Source organism: Streptomyces anandii JCM 4720 (assembly GCF_014650655.1).
Lineage (GTDB): Bacteria > Actinomycetota > Actinomycetes > Streptomycetales > Streptomycetaceae > Streptomyces > Streptomyces anandii.
Genome location: NZ_BMVJ01000023.1, coordinates 28,909 through 45,205, shown reverse-complemented (window position 1 = coordinate 45,205; position 16,297 = coordinate 28,909). Strand labels below are relative to the sequence as shown.

General features: G+C 65.5%; 10 protein-coding genes. 7 read left to right on the top strand and 3 right to left on the bottom strand.

The window, feature by feature from the left end:
- The 4 genes from IE249_RS29970 to IE249_RS39905 all read left to right on the top strand — a co-directional run.
- Positions 1 to 3,469 (top strand): LamG-like jellyroll fold domain-containing protein (locus IE249_RS29970; RefSeq protein ID WP_229859548.1); only part of this gene is annotated, 3,469 nt, incomplete at its 5' end.
- 142 nt (positions 3,470 to 3,611) lie between these two features.
- Positions 3,612 to 10,094 carry an RHS repeat-associated core domain-containing protein gene (locus tag IE249_RS29965; RefSeq protein WP_189709804.1) on the top strand — a complete coding sequence of 2,161 codons (6,483 nt, stop codon included), beginning with the start codon at positions 3,612 to 3,614 and terminating at the stop codon, positions 10,092 to 10,094.
- Positions 10,095 to 10,837: 743 nt separating this feature from the next.
- Positions 10,838 to 11,128 carry a hypothetical protein gene (locus IE249_RS29955; RefSeq protein WP_189709800.1) on the top strand — a complete coding sequence of 97 codons (291 nt, stop codon included), beginning with the start codon at positions 10,838 to 10,840 and terminating at the stop codon, positions 11,126 to 11,128.
- Between the two features lie 496 nt (positions 11,129 to 11,624).
- The gene (locus IE249_RS39905) at positions 11,625 to 11,843 is read left to right on the top strand and encodes a hypothetical protein (RefSeq protein ID WP_308434415.1); all 219 of its coding nucleotides are present in this window, start codon (positions 11,625 to 11,627) and stop codon (positions 11,841 to 11,843) included.
- Here the strand turns inward: IE249_RS39905 and IE249_RS40145 are convergent.
- The 3 genes from IE249_RS40145 to IE249_RS29935 all read right to left on the bottom strand — a co-directional run bounded on the left by IE249_RS40145 (position 11,812) and on the right by IE249_RS29935 (position 13,078).
- Positions 11,812 to 11,946 (bottom strand): DUF397 domain-containing protein, encoded by a 135-nt coding sequence (locus IE249_RS40145; protein ID WP_189709798.1) that lies wholly within the window; start codon positions 11,944 to 11,946, stop codon positions 11,812 to 11,814. The two genes, IE249_RS39905 and IE249_RS40145, sit on opposite strands and share 32 nt — an antisense overlap.
- Before the next feature lie 83 nt (positions 11,947 to 12,029).
- Positions 12,030 to 12,212 carry a DUF397 domain-containing protein gene (locus tag IE249_RS29940; RefSeq protein WP_189709795.1) on the bottom strand — a complete coding sequence of 61 codons (183 nt, stop codon included), beginning with the start codon at positions 12,210 to 12,212 and terminating at the stop codon, positions 12,030 to 12,032.
- 11 nt (positions 12,213 to 12,223) lie between these two features.
- Positions 12,224 to 13,078, bottom strand: coding sequence for a helix-turn-helix domain-containing protein (locus IE249_RS29935; protein WP_189709793.1), 855 nt, complete (start codon positions 13,076 to 13,078; stop codon positions 12,224 to 12,226).
- 226 nt (positions 13,079 to 13,304) lie between these two features.
- Between IE249_RS29935 and IE249_RS29930 the strand changes: the two genes are divergently transcribed.
- The 3 genes from IE249_RS29930 to IE249_RS38920 all read left to right on the top strand — a co-directional run.
- Positions 13,305 to 13,760 (top strand): ATP-binding protein, encoded by a 456-nt coding sequence (locus tag IE249_RS29930; RefSeq protein WP_189709792.1) that lies wholly within the window; start codon positions 13,305 to 13,307, stop codon positions 13,758 to 13,760.
- Positions 13,761 to 13,849: 89 nt separating this feature from the next.
- Positions 13,850 to 15,400 (top strand): ATP-binding protein, encoded by a 1,551-nt coding sequence (locus IE249_RS29925; protein ID WP_189709790.1) that lies wholly within the window; start codon positions 13,850 to 13,852, stop codon positions 15,398 to 15,400.
- A 96-nt stretch (positions 15,401 to 15,496) separates the two neighbouring features.
- The coding region (locus IE249_RS38920) for an MFS transporter (protein WP_229859547.1) at positions 15,497 to 16,297 on the top strand (801 nt) is incomplete at its 3' end.

The window sequence follows — 16,297 nt, the reverse complement described above, 5'->3', positions numbered from 1 at the left end:
TACACCCGAGCGGGTCAAGCAGCACGATGGCAGCTGGGGCTCGGTCGATACAGCGCTGGAGCGCCGACCGGACGGGCGGATCGCCCCGAAGGGCGCGGTGGTCGATCTGTCGTTCTCCGGTGGCGGAGCCGGGTCGGACATGATTCATCTTTCGAAAAGCGGCCGGTCGGTGACGCTGGGCTGGTCGGGTTCCCTGCCCGCGCCGGCGATCGACGGCTCAACAGCTACTTACCCGAACGTTTTCGACGGAGTTGATCTCCAGCTGACGGCCACGGCCGAGGGCTACCGAGAGATCCTCGTCGTCAAGACGTCCGAGGCGGCTCAGAACCCCGCACTGGAACAGGTCAAGCTCACCGCCTCCGGAGACGGACTGTCCTTGGTCGCGGGTGCCGGCGGCGGGCTGCGGGCCGTCGACGGCGATGGCAATGCGGTCTTCCACGGGCCCGCGGGACAGATGTGGGACTCGGCCGGTGACAAGGCGTCAGGCCCCGAGGCCCAGACGGTGAGAACTACCGCCACGGCACCGGAGACCGGTGAACCGCAGGAGGACCCGTCGCAGCCGGCCGAGGGTGACGCCACCGCTGTACTTCCGGTGAAGGTGGACGACGGCAGCGTGGCTGTGCACCCGGATCTGGGGCTGCTCCGCGGCAAAGAAACGGTCTATCCGGTCTTCATCGACCCCTCCGTCGGGCTGGGAGTCTCCGAACGCACCAAAATCTCCTCCGACGGCGACAAGTTCTGGATGTTCGACGGCGACAAAGGCGTCGGCAAGTGCGGTACCGCAGACGGCTACTACTGCGGTGGCGGCTATGTGGACCGTATGTACTTCGAGTTCGCTCCCACCAAACTGGCGGGCAAGCACGTGCTGGACGCCACCTTCCGTGCGAAGGAGACCTGGTCGTTCAACTGTGACCCGCACTGGGTGGACCTGGAACGCACCGACAACATCTCCGAAGGCACCAGATGGCCGGGACCCAGGCAACTGGACCAGATGGGCGACCGCTACGTCGCGGCCGGCCGCGGATCTTTGTGTAGTCCGGACCAACCGGACGCGTGGATCGAGTTCAATGACAATCCCGATGAATCGGACGAGAACCTCACGAGCACTGTGCGCTCGTTCGCGGATGGAAAAATCAGCCGTCTCACCTTGATGCTGCGTGCCAAGGACGAAAGTGACCCGCGAGCCTGGAAGCGCTTTGACGACAGCGCCGAACTGCAGGTCACGTTCGCCTACAAGCCGGGTGTGCCGACGAACATCGGAGTGATCCCGGACAACGGAACCACGGCCTACTGCCACAAATCATCCAGTGACCCCCTCGTCGTGACCCGCGTGGACCCCATGGTGCAGGCCCGTGTGCAGACGCTGGTGGAAGCGCACAAGGGTGACGCGGAGGGGGATTTGCAGGCCGAATATGTGGTGGAGCGCGGCGACGACGCGGCCTGGCACCAGGTATGGACCGGCTACAAACCCAACCCCGGCTGGGATCCGGACGAAACCCTGGAGAAGATGCGCACCACTCCACGCGCAGACGGTGGCCTGTACCGCTACAAGGCGCGGACTCAGTCGCACTGGACCTACAGCGGCAAGAGTGGTGATCTGTGGTCCTCCTACTCGTCGTGGTGCTACTTCAAGATTGATTCATCGGCGCCGAAGGCTCCGCGGATCACCGCTGGCTCTCCGTACACCGAGTGCGGCACAGTCTGCGAGGGCAAGGGCGGCCCGGGTGTACCCGGCTCCTTCACCTTCCAGCCGAACCTTGCCGACATCGACGGCAGCGGGCACACCACCGTCACGATGTACGAGTGGCAGTTGCTGTCCACGCCTGCGCACCAGGTCTCCGGTGGACTCAAGGCCGAAGTCAAGGACGTGACACCACCGCTGTCCGGCACGCAGGTCCTGTCGGTGCGGGCCAAGGACGTCTATAACCGGTGGGGCGCCCCCCAGGAGTTCTACTTCAAGGTGGCCACAGCCCAAGGAGCAGTGGGGCGCTGGCACTTCGATGACGCAGCCCCCAACTCCGGCGTGACGGTGGCCAAGGACACCGCGTCGGAGGGCGCACGGCACGACGCCAATCTCTACACAACACACGCCGGCTGGTCCACGCTGGGCCGACGCGGTGACGCCGACTACTCGCTGTACCTCAACGACAGCAGCACGGACAACGCGCGCGACGGGTATGCGGCAACCGCGGCACCCGCGGTCAACACTGGGGACTCCTTCACGGTCTCCGCCTGGGCCTACCTCACGGACGCCTCCCAGAACCGCGTCGTGCTCTCGGCGCCCGGCACGAACGCCTCGGCGTTCACGCTGTACTACTCCTCCACGTACAAGAAATGGGTGTTCAACCGCACCGCTGCGGACACCAAAACCGATCCGGTCTACTTGCGCTCGCTCGCCGATGCGGATTCTCCACCGCTGAACGTCTGGACGCACCTGGCGGCCGTCTTCGACACAAAGGGCGACAAGGACAAGACGAATGACACCATCCAGTTGTTCGTCAACGGACGTCCCCAGGGAACACCTGTCGTGCTGAACACGCTGTCCACTGGATACCAGCCGTGGACATCCTCGGCGGGCCTGCAGTTCGGCCGTTCTCTGGTCGGTGGCGCCTGGGGGGAGAACTTCCGAGGCCGTCTCGATGAGGTCGCCGTGTGGCAGTACGCCCTGAGCCCCGAGCAGATTGCCCAAGATGCGCAGCTCACTCAGGACGGCGTCGCGGCCAACGAACTGGTGGCCGACTGGGACGCCACTGCCTCCGCCGGCACCCAGGTCAAGGAACTGACTCCTTACCCCGCACCTGCATTGACAGTTTCGTCGACCGGTGCGGTGCTGGACGAGGAGAACAACAGCCTCGTGCTGGACGGAACATCGGGTTATGCCTCGGCGGACGGTCCCGTGATCGACGAGTCCGGCTCGTTCACTGTCTCCGCCCACGTAAGACTGGACTCTCAGAAACTGGCTTCCAAGCCCGTGGGTTACAAGGCTCAGGTCGCCGGCCAAGCGGTCGGCGGCGAATCCTCCTGGGCTCTTTGGGCGGTCAAGCCCGCGGCCGACACCTACCAGTGGATGTTCACCCGCACCGCCGTCGGGCCAGGCGGCAAGGTCACTCAGAGCGCACAGGTGGCTGCCGCTGACCTGGCCGAGTTGGATACGGGCGTGGACGTCACCGGCGTCTTCGACGCCCAGGAGACGTGGCAGTGGACCGATCCGTCCGATCCCTCCAAGACGGCGGCACGCATGGGGCGCCTGCACCTCTTTGTCGGAGGGACTGAACAGCCGGGTGAGGACGCCTCCGGATTCTCGGCAATCCAGCAGGGCACTGGCGCGCTTTCGGCAGGCCGCGGCACGGCAGGTGGATCCACCGGCTACTACTTGCCCGGCTCACTGGACACCCTGCGGGTCTGGACGGGCGCGATGAGCGCTGACCAGGTCCGATCCCAGGTTCTGGACATGTTGGACAGCGCCTGATTGGCACCAGGCGGGCGGCCCGCCTTCCCAGGCGGGCCGCCCGAGGCGATGGCGCCACAACGCGCCTCGCCCTTCTTCTTCCCCCTGTCAACGGCACGCGCCGGGCGTCATAAGGCCTGGCTCCGCGTAGGAAGCACCCATCATGATCCCTTCGGGCACACTCCGGCCCTCAGCGGGCCGCTCGGGCAGAAGCGAAACCTGGCTCCGCCGTGTTGCCGGCATCACTGGCTTGGCTCTTCTGCCAGGTCTGCTCACCCCCGTCGCCTTCGCCTCCACCCCCGACCCGCTGGGCAAGCCGGGACTGAAGGCGCCGCGCGCCGCCAAGGTCACTCCATTCACAGCCGCGGTGAACAAAAAAGACGCCGCGACAGCGAAGAGGTCCGCTGAAGCAGACAGCGCGGCCGCCGCACGGGCTCGCCACGACCAGCAACGGAGGACCACCTGGCCGACCACGGGCAGGGCCACTTTGAGCGTCCGGCCCGACGGAACAGCCGAGGCGACCCCCGGCTCACTGCCCGTTGCCCTCAAGGCACCCGGCAAAGGCAAGGCCGCCGGGCCCGTCACCGTGCAGGTGTTGGATCAGAAGACAGCGAGCGGATTGGGCGTCAAGGGTGTGCTCCTCGCGGTCACCGGCTCGAAGGGCGGGGGCAGGACAGACCTGAGTGTCGATTACTCCGCCTTCGCTTCCGCCTACGGCGGCGACTGGGCCGGCAGGCTGCGCCTCTACCGCCTGCCGGACTGCGCGCTCGAGCATGCCACATGGGCATCCTGCCGCGAGCGAACCGAGCTCGAGACCACCAACGACCGCGCTCATGACAGCCTGACCGCACCCCTGACCCTCGCCGCGAGTGGTCGGCCGATGATGCTGGCCGTGGCCGCCGGTACCAAGTCCGGAGTCGGCGACTACAAAGCCACCCCCCTGTCGTCCTCCTCGACCTGGGAGGCCGGCGGCTCCTCGGGTTCCTTCACCTGGTCCTACCCCCTGCGGGTGCCTCCGGCCGCTGCGGGCCCCCAGCCGGACCTGGCCATCTCCTACGACTCCGGCGCCGTCGACGGACGCACGGCCAGCACCAACAACCAGGGCAGCCAGATCGGTGAGGGCTTTGACCTCACCTCGTCCTTCATTGAGCGCAAGTACGGGTCCTGCGATGACGACGGCCAGGACGGCAAGTATGACCTGTGCTGGAAGTACGACAACGCCTCTCTCGTCCTGAACGGCAAGGCCACCGAACTGGTCAAGGACGACACCACCGGTAAGTGGCGCCTGAAGGACGACGACGCTTCCACGGTCACCCACGCCACGGGCGCCGACAACGGTGACGACAACGGTGAGTACTGGACGGTGCTCACGGGCGACGGCACCAAGTACGTCTTCGGCCTGAACAAGCTCGACGGTGCCGGCGCGGACGACCGTACCCAGTCGGTGTGGACGGTGCCGGTCTTCGGCGACGACGAGGGGGAGCCCGGCTACGCCGACGGCACGTCCTTCTCCGGCCGCGACAAGAAGCAGGCCTGGCGCTGGAATCTCGACTACGTCGAGGACACCCACGGCAACGCCATGTCGTACTGGTACACCGCCGAGCACAACAACTACGACAAGCTCGGCGACGACACCACGGGCACCGACTACACCCGCGGCGGCTACCTGAAGGAGATCCGCTACGGCCAGCGCGCCGACGCCCTGTTCTCCGGGGCCCCGGCTGCCTCGGACAAGGTGGTCCTCAGCTACGACGAGCGCTGCCTGGCATCCGGAACGGGCTGCGATTCGCTGACCAAGGACACCCGGGACAACTGGCCCGATGTGCCTTTCGACGCCGTCTGCAAGGACGGCGACAAGTGCACCGGCAACGTCGGCCCGACGTTCTTCACCCGTAAGCGCCTTACCGGCATCACTACCTACGCATGGAACGCCGCAGCAGCCACCCCGGCCTTCGAGGCGGTGGATCTCTGGACGCTCAAGCAGCTCTACTTGGACCCTGGCGACACAGGTGATTCGAGCGACCAGTCGCTGTGGCTGGACCAGATCAAACACACCGGCAAACGCGGTACCGATCTGTCCCTGGACCCGGTCACCTTCACGCACGAGATGCGGCCCAACCGCGTCGACGGCGCAGCCGACGACATCCTGCCCCTGAACAAGCCGCGACTGAGAACCGTCACCTCCGAGACCGGCGCCCAGACAATCGTCAACTACATGGACGCCGACTGCACCGCCGGCGGCAGCAAGCCGAAGCTGGACCAGAACACCAGACGCTGCTACCCGGTGTACTGGTCACCCAACGGCGAAAAGGACCCGATCCTCGACTGGTTCCAGAAGTACCCGGTCAGCTCGGTGTCCACCACGGATCCGCAGGGTGGCTCCGAAGCCGTCCAGCACGTCTACCAGTACTCCGGTGGCGGGGCCTGGCACTACAACGAGGATCCGCTCACCCCGGCCAAGGAACGCACCTGGTCCGTCTGGCGTGGCTTCGGCCAAGTCACACACCTGATCGGTGCGCCGACCAGCACCCAGAGCAAGACCGTCACCGTTTACCTACGCGGCATGAACGGCGACCGGGTCCTCGGCTCGGACGGCAGGACGCCGGACCCGGATGCCCGCAAAACCGTGGAAGTCTCCGGGATCAAAGCGGGGAAGATCTCCGATTCCGAGCAGTACGCCGGGTTCACCCGTGAGAGCGTCACCTACGACGGCGACGACGAAGTCGCCGGCACGATCAATGATCCCTGGTCGCAGAGGACCGCTACCCAGCACAAGTCGTACGCCGACACCGAGGCCTACTACGTCCGCACCGGGGCCACCCACACCCGGACCCGCATCACCAGCGGGGTCGCTCCGACGGACCGGGTGCGCACCGTATCGACCACCTATGACGACTACGGAATGGCCTCCAAGGTGGAGGACCGGGGCGACGACGCCGTCAGCGGCGATGAGAAGTGCACGCGCAACTCCTACGCGCGCAACGACTCCCTGGGCATCAATTCCCTGGTCTCCCGAGTACGAGTCGTCGCCAAGCCCTGTTCGACGCTCAACGCCGACCTGGATCTGCCCACCGACTCGACCCGGCCTGGCGACGTCGTCTCCGACACCGCCACCGCCTACGACTCCAAGACCTACACCAGCACCCAGACGCCGACCAAGGGCGAAGTGCAGTGGACAGGCAGAGCCAAGAGCTATGCCGCCGACGGCACCCCCAGTTGGCAGAAGGTGTCCACCACCGACTACGACGCTCTCGGTCGGCCCACGGTCACCAAGAACACCAATGATTTGAGCGTCTCTTCCATCACCTACACGCCCAAGACCACCGGTCCACTGACCTCCACCGTCACAACCGATGCCAAGGGATTCGCGACAACCAGCAACCTCGACTTCGCCACGGGCGCGGCGCTGAAGATCACCGATCCGAACAACAAGGTGACCGAGTCCGAGTACGACAGCCTGGGCCGCGTCACCAAGGTCTGGCTGCCCAATCGTCTGAAAGTCCTGGGCAAGACGCCGAACTACGTCTACGACTACAAGGTCACCAGCGGGGCCATGTCCTGGGTTTCCACCGGCACCCTCAACGGCGACGGATCGGGCTACAACACCAGCTACACCTTCTACGACTCCCTGCTGCGCACCAGGCAGACTCAGTCCCCGAGCCCGCAGGGCGGTCGGCTGATTTCTCTGGCCCTGTACGACACGCGAGGGCTCGCGTTCAGCCAGCAGTCGGACATCTGGGACAGCACCTCCGGTCCGGTATCCACCCCTGCGGGCACGTCGGAAGGGCAGGCGCCGACCCAGACCGACACCACCTACGACGGCGCAGGCAGAGCGGTCCGGGCCGTCACCAAGATCCACGGCACACCCAGATGGACCATCGACACCACGTACACCGGTGACACCGTCACCACCAGCGCTCCAACCGGCGGCCAGGCGACCGCGGCGGTGACCAACGCTCTCGGCCAGACCACTGAGCGCCGTGAGTACGCAGGTCCCAAGCCCATGGGCACGCAGTTCACCACAACTCGGTACACGTACACGGCCGCTGGGCAGCAAAGCACCATCACGGGGCCGGATCAAGCCAAGTGGAGCTACGAGTACGACCTGTTCGGACGCCAGACCGCGGCGGTCGATCCCGACAAGGGCCGCACGACCACCCAGTACAACGCCCTCGACCAGGTCACCAAGACGACCAACGCCAACAGCAGCAACAACACGCTGCTGTACGAGTACGACGACCTGGGCCGCAAGACCGGCATGTGGCAGACCGACAAGACGGATGCCAACAAGCTCGCCGCCTGGACCTTCGACACTCTCGCCAAGGGGCAGTTGGACACCGCTGTCCGCTACGAGGGAGGCGCCACCGGCAAGGCGTACGCCCAGAAGGTCACGGCCTACGACAGCGTGTACCGCGTCACCGGCAGTCAGCTCGCGCTGCCGGACACCGAACCGCTGGTGACGGCGGGCGTGCCCAAGACGCTCTCCTTCACCACCGGCTACAACCTGGACGGCTCCGTCAGCCAGGCGGGCGCTCCGGCGGTAGCGGGCCTGGCGGCGGAAACCGTCTCCTACACCTACAACGCCGTCGGAGGCCAACTCACCTCCAAGGGCACCACGGGCTACCTACAGGGCGCCGCGTTCTCACCGCAGGGCGACCTGCGCCAGCTCACCCTGGGCACAGACGGATCCAGCTCCGCGAAGAAGGCGTACCTCACCTGGTCCTACGAGGAAGGCACCCGTCGCCTCACCCGCGCCCAGACCACCGACGACGTCCACAGCTACCCGCTCCAGGACCTGAACTTCACCCAGGACGACGCCGGCAACGTCACGTCCATCTTCGACACGACGACTCAGGGCGGTACGGCCAAGACCGACTCCCAGTGCTTCGCCTATGACGGCTACAGCCGGCTGACCGAGGCCTGGACACCGAAGACCGCGGACTGCGCGGCAGTCGGCCGGGCGATGTCGAACATCGACGGGGCGGCCCCGTACTGGACGTCGTACACCTACACCGACGGCGGCCAGCGCAAGACGGAGACGCAGCACACGACGTCGGGCGACAAGACGACGACGTACACGTACGACGACCCCTCTGACACCAAGCCCCACACCCTGGACAAGACGACCGGCGCTCGCGTCGGCACGTATGCCTACGACAACAGCGGAAACACCACGTCCAGGCCGGGTTCCAGTGCTCAGCAGGCCCTGGCGTGGAACGCGGAGGGCGACCTGGCCAAGCTCACCGAGAGCACGAAGGAGACTAGTTACCTCTACGACGCCAACGGAGAGTTGCTGATCCGCCGAGCCAGGGGAGACGGCGACACCGTTCTCTACCTGGGCGGGGGCACCGAGGTCCGGCTGACGATCAAGGGAACGACGAAGACGCTGTCGGGCACTCGTTACTACTCGGCGAACGGCCAGACCATCGCCGTCCGCACCGCGGTTGTGGGTACCTCGGGCAGCAAGCTCAACTTCCTGGCCGCCGACCAGCACGGCACCTCCAACGTCAGCCTCGAATCGGGCACGTACGCCCTCACCAAGCGGTACAGCACGCCTTTCGGCGCTCCACGCGGCACCAAGCCGGCTGCCTGGCCGGACGACAAGGTCTTCCTGGGCAAGCCAGCCGACGGAAACACGGGCCTTACGCATATCGGAGCACGCGAGTACGACCCGGCAACGGGCCAGTTCCTGAGCGTCGATCCGGTGCTCGCCGCCGACGCCCCGCAGTCGCTCAACGGGTACTCCTACGCGGACAACACACCGGTCACCAGTTCCGACCCGACGGGCCTGTGCGCGTCCATGGACTGCCCGACCCGTCCGGGACCCGACTACGAGAACACCACACCGGGACACGTCCCCGGCACGCCGAGGAAGTCAGCGAACGAGACCGCCGCAGAGAACCATGAGAGCTACAACGGCGGAACCGCCAGCACTGATAGTTCTGGGAACACTGCTACCAGCGGCGGCCCTTACTACGCCTGCAGCGGCCTCGGCCCGGCAGAAGTCTGCAAGCCGCAAGCGGGACCTGTGGATGAAAAAGAAAATACTGGGACCCCACACTTTCCCGATACTGGGTGGTATGGGCCGCAACCGGAGTTCAGCTTCCGGGAGTTGCTTAGACAGCTCATTGAAGGCCCTGTATGCAATCCCGGATATCCATGCGAGAACGGGCTGATTGGGGTAGTTCCGCTAGCTCCCGAAGGCCCCCTTGGTGGTCGTCCCGTGCCAGGGCCCCGCAAAATGCCAATGGGATTCCCCAACGCGGCAGAATATGAGGCCTTCAGGTCGCAACTCGCTCGAGGGTTGGAGCAGGCCGGGTACGAGGACGTGACTCCTGTCATGCATGGAAGTTCGGTGACTGGACGCAGTTTCAAATCTGGGCAGCCGTTCGGTCCGCATAGCGATTTCGACATCGCCTTGGCCAGTAGTGATTTGCTCGGTCGTGCTAAAAAGGCTGGCGTCGAGCTTCGTTCCGGTGGGACACGTACGGCACCTCTCGAACCTGCTGATCTTTCGGCGTTGGGTCTTCGTGAGCTGAGCAAGTCCCTGAGTAGACAGGCTGGTGGTCGTCAGGTGCACTTCATGATCTATGGGAGGATTGAAGATGCGGTCACTCGATCTCCCAGTATCATCATGAAGCCGTAGTGCTAGTCCGGGAGCAGGATAATGAAGTATCTCGTGTACGGAATGAAGTCTACTGCGGTAGAAGAAGCCGTGGTCGCCATCAGTAACGCCCTTCAAGTAACTTTTGAGCTGCGAGAGAGCTCTTATAAGGGAGGGCAGTACTTTCGGTATAGAGACAACGGTGGGTGGGATGTATCCATCGAGTCTCACTGGCAAGATGAGGACGGGCTTCTCGCTAAGCCTGACTTTTCAGAATACTCTGTCCTCATCTATGTAAATGAGGTTCCCTTGGAAGTGGAAGGAAAGTTCGACCGTATTCCTTCGATTCGCAAATTGGAATCCCGAGTGTTCTAGCCCCAATCTCTCATGACGGTCCGCCGATGGGATCGGCGGACCGTTCCATTTTTCTTGACGGATGATGAGTGTGATTCCGGCCCGAGTCCTGAAGTGGTGGGTGCCAGCCGCTACGTGAGGTCAGTGGTGCGGTTCTCGGGGTGGCAAAGCTGCTACTGAACTCATGTGGAGACTGGATGGCTGGCATGAGCTGCCCCTCTCGCGAGCACCGATGCGCACGACACCGTCAACAGGGGCTCGGCCATTTTCTTGCACGGCTGTAGGTATCCAACTTTCAGAATGTTAGGTCCTCCGGTGACGAAGTCCGGATCAATCCAGGTTGGGGGATCGAGAGGGATAAGATCACGGCGACTCAAGACTGCTCCATTTACGTTGATTCGCAGAATCGAGAACTCATCCTGCGCTCCATCGTGCAGACCTTCCACGGATGCGCATCGACGGGTGGCACAGCCACCACGGACGCGTTCAAGGTGTACGTCGCCCACAATGACTATGAGGCCGGCTGTGTGGACAGGTCAGATTTTGTTTCCTGGTCGTCCGTTTTGGAGTTCGAGCCAGTGCCGGGATCCACGGCCGAGGCGTTCGTGTGCGCGATCGGTGAGTGCCTGGAGGCGCTGTGGAAAGCCAGGCTCCGAGCCGTCGCTGCTTGTGACTTCGAGGAGCGTCTGCCGCATTCGGGGGGAATGAGATTGTTTCAGTGAGCGGTCACGATCGCCAGGCGAGTGAGGTATTATTCGATTCTCAGACGGCTGCTCGGCTACATTGTGGGCTGGCGAACAGAATGGCCGTGTCATCCTCTGGAGCGTCGACGCAGACAGTGATGAGGTCTTGGTTCTCAGGAGTTCCTAAGGGCTGTTCCCTCGAGGGTCTTCCAGTTGTTCACTGGAATGACCGGGCCAGTGCCCTGGTTCCACGCCTCGCAGCCGTGCGCTCCGCATCGTGATCCCGGCCACCCGGAGATCATCTCAGTTGCCACGGCGGGCCGACCCCATCGATCCTGTGGGTTCAGCTGCAAGGCAGGGAGGGTGCGCGGGACTGGTTCTCTTCCCGGGAGATGGGGACAACAGTAGTCCCGACGTCTCCTGGTCTTACAGCGGTTTTGCCGCGTTTCGACGGCGCCTGGCTCAGTCCGCAGGATTCGCGCTCTCCGAGATGTGGGGCTTCGGCGGCGATCGGCCATGGAGCGAGGTCTCCACCGTGCTGGAGCCACTGCTCAACCATCCTGATGATGGTGGTGACGACCTCACGCCTGCCGACTGCGCGGTGGTCCTGCCCCGACTGCAGGCGATCGCCGATGGGTGGGCACAAGAAAGCGACGACGACCCACTCCGCCACCAGGACACCGAGGACGCCCGGCGGTTGGCCGGCTTCCTGCGGGTCTGCATCAACAGGCGCGTCCCGCTGCTCTTTCTCTGAAGTCGGCGCTGCCAGCGGAACTCACTAACGGGACAGCGGCTGTCTCGATGCAGTTCGAGGAGTCGCCGCTGTAGGTGGACTTGCGCCAGGGCAGGTCGAGCATAATGGCTGGCCTCCTCAGAGGTCGCGCGCAATGGGAATGGATGAGGTCTCGGGCCACACGGGGTCGAGAACGCTCGCCGAGGTTCAGCGTGCCGATTTCACCAACTGGGAGATGAAGTCTGCCCAGGCGGCGGGCGGGAAGGTCAGGTGGGGGTCGGTCGGGTTCTTCGAGTCTCGGATGTGGATGGCCTTGTGGGCGGCGGCTATCTCTACGCAGTTCGAGCTGTCGCCGCTATAGCTCGACTTTCGCCAGTGGAGGGGTTGCACGGCTGGTCCTCTCAGATTTCGTGCGTGAGGCGGTGGATGAAGTCACGTGACTCGGCGGGATCGAGCGCGCAGGACTCCATGTGGTTCAACACCGTTCGGTACTTGCTCAGCTGCGCGTCCGCGTCCAGGAAACCGCAGCCGCCGTGGTGCGTGTCCAGTTGTACGGTGTCGAGCTGCGGTACGGAACCCTCGACGTAGTCGAAGGACTGGCCGGTACTCGGGAAGTAGTCCGTACCGAACGGGATGACCCGGATGGTGACGTGCGGTAGCTCGCTCATCTCGATCAGGTGCTCCAGTTGGCCGCGTGCGACGGAGGGGCCACCGAAGCCCATGCGCAGAGCCGACTCATGGATGATCGCCGAGTACGGGAGCGGGTTGTCCCGGTAGAGGATCGCCTGCCGCTTCATCCGGTGGGTGAGCCTGTGCTCGATCTCGTACTGCCGCATGGCCGGCACCACGGCGCGGAACAGCGCTCGGGCGTGATCAGTGGTCTGCAAGAGCGCTGGGATGTGAATCACGAGCGCCACTCGCAACCCCGTGGCGTGGTGCTCCAACTCGGCCAAGTCGACCAGAGCGGCAGGCAGATACTCGCGGTACTCCTCCCACCAGCCGCGCCCCCGGCGCCCGGTCATCGCGGCCAGGGCGTCGATCAGGCCTTCATCGGAGCAGTCGTAAGCCGACGCCAACGCGCGAACTCGGTCGGCGCTCAGAGGAGTACGCCCGGTCTCGATCATGCTGACGCGTCCCTGGTTGACGCCAAGGTGCCCGGCAGCCTGAGTGACGGTGAACCCCGCTCGCTCACGAAGTTTCCGCAGCTCGGAGCCGAGCCTCCGCTGCCGTAGCGTCGGGTTGTTCGTGGATGGCAAGGCACCTGCCCTCGGTCTGCGCTCTGATGCCCGTGTACCTCACACGAGCTAAATAGAGATGTACCTCCCTCGATTGGGAGATGCATCTCTCAAGTCGCCCCTAGTCTAAGGCCGTACCGCCCAACACCCCACGCCCATAAGCCGGAAGCGCACCTCCCCAGGCAAAGCCACCGCTTGGCGCGGTCGTTGAGCGCGTCTCACCTCGCCTTCTCATCCGGAGGACTTCATGGTCACCGTAGCCCTGCCCGACACCTGGGTGTACGCCCTCCGGTTGCCGCATGACCCCCGCGCGGCACGCGTCGCACGTATGACCGTGCGGGCGGCGCTGCTCACTCATGGCATGGGGGGAGTGCTCGACGACGTGGAGTTGCTGACCTCCGAGCTGGTCACCAACGCCTACCGGCACACCACCGGGCCCGCCTCCCTGCGGCTGACCGCGCTCAGTGACGGGCGGCTGCGGGTCGGGGTCTGGGACAGTCATCCGCACATCCCCGCGCCGTTCGGCGGGCCTCCCCGCGATCGCGTACCGCCCGCCCCGCCCGGTGCCGAGAGCGGGCGCGGGCTGTTGCTCGTGGAGCGGTGCGCCGACTCCTGGGGTGGCTGGCCCCTCGGCGGCGACCTCCTGGGGCGGGGAGCGGGCAAGCTCCTCTGGTTCGAGGTGGGCGGGATCAGGAACCAGTAGTCGCTCGGTTACCCGATTGTGATTAGCCTGACTGGGATTAGGCTAAATGCAATCAGCCTAGCCACAGAGCGGACCCGGAGGCCGAATCGATGCCCGCCCCCACCAAACCCGCCCCCACCAAGCCCACCGCCCTCTTCGACCGCACCCATGAGTGGGCCGAACTGGCGCGGTTCTGCACCGAGCCGGCGCCCGGGCTCCGTATCGGTGTCGTGCGGGGCCGGCGGCGGCACGGGAAGTCGTTCCTGCTGGAGCATCTGTGCCGGACCGTCGGCGGGGTCTACACGCTCGCCCTCCAGCAGAGCCGGGTCATGGCCCTGGACCGGTTCGCCGACAGCCTGGCGCAGGGGCTCGGCTTCCGCGTGGGGCGGTTCACCTCCTGGGTGGAGGCGATGGACACCGCCGCCGACCTGCTGACCAGCCGCCGCGGCGACGGTACCCCTCCGCTGCTCGTGCTCGACGAGTTTCCGTACCTCGTCGCCCATTCCCCCGAACTGCCCTCCGTGCTCCAGGCCCTCTACGACCAGCGCGGGCCCTCCTCCGGGAAGCCGCCACTGCGGATCGTCCTCTGCGGCTCCGCCATGTCGACCATGTCGACCCTGCTCGCCGGGGACCAGGCTCTGCGCGGGCGCGCCGTGATCGACATGCGGATCGGGCCGTTCGGGTTCCGTGACGCGGCGGAGTACTGGGGGCTCGCCGACGCACCGGGTACCGCCTTTCTCGTCGACGCCGTGCTCGGCGGGGCGCCCGGTTACCGGGACGTCGTCGGGGATCCGCCGGAGCCCACCGCCGGTGAGGACGGGTTCTACGAGTGGCTGGAGCGGAGTGTCTTCAATCCGTCGCACATTCTCTTCACCGAACCCGAGTACCTGCTCGCCGAGGATCCGCGCATAAGCGACCGTGCCACCTACCACGCCATCTGGGAGGCCGTGGCCTCCGGCGCCGCCACCCCCACCCAGATCGGCGGGCTGGTCGGGATGGACGCCAAGTCGCTGACGTACCACCTCAACATCATGAAGGCGGCCGCCTTCATCCGTTACGACCAGGATCTGCTCCTCCAGCGCAAGCCCGTGATCACGGTCGCCGACCCGATCGTGCGCTTCCACGACCTGATCGTGCGGCCGAACCTCGTCGACTTCGAGATGCGGGAGGGGCGCGCCGCCTGGGAGCGGTCGCGGGAGACCTTCTCCTCCAAGGTCCTCGGACCGCACTTCGAGGACCTGGCCCGCCAGTGGACCCTGCGCTACGGGCGCGAGCGCGGGCTCGACGACATCGGGCAGGTGGGGACGACCACCGTCCCGTGCCGCGAGCACCGTGGGCACGAGGTCGACGTCGTCGCACTCAGCCGGGAGTCCCGGGCGCGTGACAAGCCGGCCCGTATCACCCTGCTCGGTGAGGCCAAGGCGACCAACAAGTCACGAACGACCGCCGATCTCCTCCGACTTGAGCACATCCGTGACCTGCTCTGCGCCCAAGGGTGGGACGCGGAGGGCTGTGTGCTCGCCCTGTACACGCGCAGCGAACCCGCACCCGATCTCGTCGCGGCGGCGAAGGAGGGGCGGGTCCTGGTGGTGACGATGGCCGAGATGTACGGGGCCGGGCCGGCCCCGTCACCTCTCACACCCCCGCCCCGCCCCCAGTGAGTGCAACGTTCCCTGGCGGTCACCCACAGCCACAGTGCGGAAACGCGGTCTCCCTACCTTCGGGAATCGGCCACTGGAGCGGACCGTGGAGGCGTCATGGCAGGCAGTCGTGGGAGTCGTTGGATTCAGGAGTGGGATCCCGAGGACGAGGGATTCTGGGCGGAGACGGGGAGGAGGGTCGCCAACCGCAATCTGTTCTTCTCCGTGCTCTCCGAGCACATCGGGTTCTCCGTGTGGACCATGTGGTCCGTGCTCGTGCTGTTCATGGGGCCCGAGTACGGGCTGACGCCGGCCGACAAGTTCCTGCTCACCTCCTTGGTGACGCTGGTGGGGGCCGTGGTCCGGGTGCCGTACACCTTCGCGGTGGCCGTCTTCGGGGGGCGGAACTGGACGATCATCGCCGCGAGTCTGCTGCTGGTCCCGACGGTCGCCGCCTTCGCCGTGATGCACCCGGGCACATCCTTCTCCACCTTCCTGTGGATCGGGCTGCTCGCCGGTATCGGGGGCGGCAACTTCGCCTCCTCCATGACCAACATCAACGCCTTCTTCCCGATGCGCGAGAAGGGGTGGGCGCTCGGGCTGAACGCCGGGGGCGGGAACATCGGCGTGCCCGTCATCCAGCTGGCCGCGCTCGCCGTCATCGGGGCGGGCGGCGGGCCGCGCGTGCTGCTCGGGATCTACATCCCGCTGATCGTCGTCGCCGCCGTGCTCGCCGCACTGTTCATGGACAACCTGGCCGGCGTGAAGAACGACACCGGGGCCGCCCTGGACGCCGCCCGTGACCGTCACACGTGGATCATGTCCTTCCTCTACGTCGGGACCTTCGGGTCGTTCATCGGGTACAGCTTCGCCTTCGGACAGGTGCTGACGAACCAGTTCGGCCGTACTCCGCTGCAG

Bases quoted from the DNA above. Each gene is read 5' to 3' on its own strand.
- IE249_RS29925 (WP_189709790.1), top strand. From the start codon at position 13,850: ATGCCCGCCCCCACCAAACCCGCCCCCACCAAGCCCACCGCCCTCTTC.
- IE249_RS29930 (WP_189709792.1), top strand. From the start codon at position 13,305: ATGGTCACCGTAGCCCTGCCCGACACCTGGGTGTACGCCCTCCGGTTG.
- IE249_RS40145 (WP_189709798.1), bottom strand. From the start codon at position 11,946: ATGCTCGACCTGCCCTGGCGCAAGTCCACCTACAGCGGCGACTCCTCG.
- IE249_RS29965 (WP_189709804.1), top strand. From the start codon at position 3,612: ATGATCCCTTCGGGCACACTCCGGCCCTCAGCGGGCCGCTCGGGCAGA.